The organism is Marinitenerispora sediminis (assembly GCF_003336425.1).
Taxonomy (GTDB): Bacteria; Actinomycetota; Actinomycetes; order Streptosporangiales; family Streptosporangiaceae; genus Marinitenerispora; species Marinitenerispora sediminis.
The window spans coordinates 1-1145 of record NZ_QEIO01000315.1; the positions used below are offsets into that span (position 1 = coordinate 1).

Consider the following 1145-nt stretch of genomic DNA (forward strand, 5'->3'; position numbering starts at 1 on the left):
CTCCTACCCCCAGCAGCCGTACGGCGGGCCGAACCCCGCCCCGCAGCCGCCCGCCGGCTATCCGCCGCGGCCCGGTTGGGGCGGCCCGGCGCAGCCCTACGGCCACCCGCCGCAGCCGGGCCCCGGGCCCCAGCCGCCCGCACCGCGGTGGCCCGCGCCGGCCGTACCCGGACCGCCGCCCGCCACCGGGTACGAGCAGCTCCCTCCGCAGGTGGCGCACCTGGCGTCGCTGTGCCGGCTCGGCGGCTACCAGCGCGGCTACCGCACGCCGGGCGCGGCGGGTGGCGTCCTCGTGGCGGCCGGCACGCTCGTCGGCGTGATCCTGGTGGAGGTGCTGCTCATCGTGTTCACCGATCACTACGTCGTCGGCGGATTCCTGTTCTTCGCCGTGGTCTACGCGTTCGTCCACATGTTCCGGTGCGTCGCCAACTCGGGTACCGCCGTCCACCTCTTCGCCGACGGCCTGGTACAGACCTCCGGCGGCACGCACACACCGGTGCACTTCGGCGCGGTCACCGCCCTGCGCGTCCGGGGCAAGGGGCACCGCGAACTCGCCCGCGTCAACGCTCCGCCGGTGCGCCTCACCGCCTTCCTCCGCGACAGCGAGGAGCTGTTCCAGCGCCTGGGGCAGACCGCGCTGCAGCGCCGCTGGCCGGCGAACTAGGCATTTTTTTCTTGAACGGGTGAGGCCGCGTAGCCGGGTACGGACGAGGCGACGTGAAGGGTTCCGTCGTCGACCGCGGCCCTCGTGCCGTACCCGGTCGCTGCCGCCCGGTTCTGTTTCCGCAGGTTGATGGAGTGTTCGACGGTGGTGCGGTCCCGGTGGGCGGCCCGGTCGAAGGCCGGGGGTCTTCCGCCCCGCGACCCGCGCCTGCGGTGGTTCCCGCGCTGGATCAGGTCGATCTTGGTGGTCAGCCCGCCCCGGGGGCCGGCCGGGTGCTCCGGGTGCGTCTCTTTCGTGCCGGGCCGCGTCCCCTTTTCTCGCGGCCCCGGCGGCGTGGTGGTGGGCGCGGACCATGGTGGAGTCCGCGGAGACGTCGAGGGGTTCGCCGGTGGCGGCGTCGATACGCAGCCGCTCGGCGATGCGGTTCCAGGTGCCCGCCAGCGACCAGCGGCGGTGCCGCCCCGCGGCGGTCTCCCCGGGG

At 74.8% G+C, this 1145-nt stretch carries 1 pseudogene; it reads left to right on the top strand.

Annotated elements, in window-relative coordinates:
• A pseudogene (locus tag DEF28_RS27800) lies at positions 1-664 on the top strand (hypothetical protein); the annotation flags it as partial.
• Positions 665-1145: the final 481 nt, after the last annotated feature.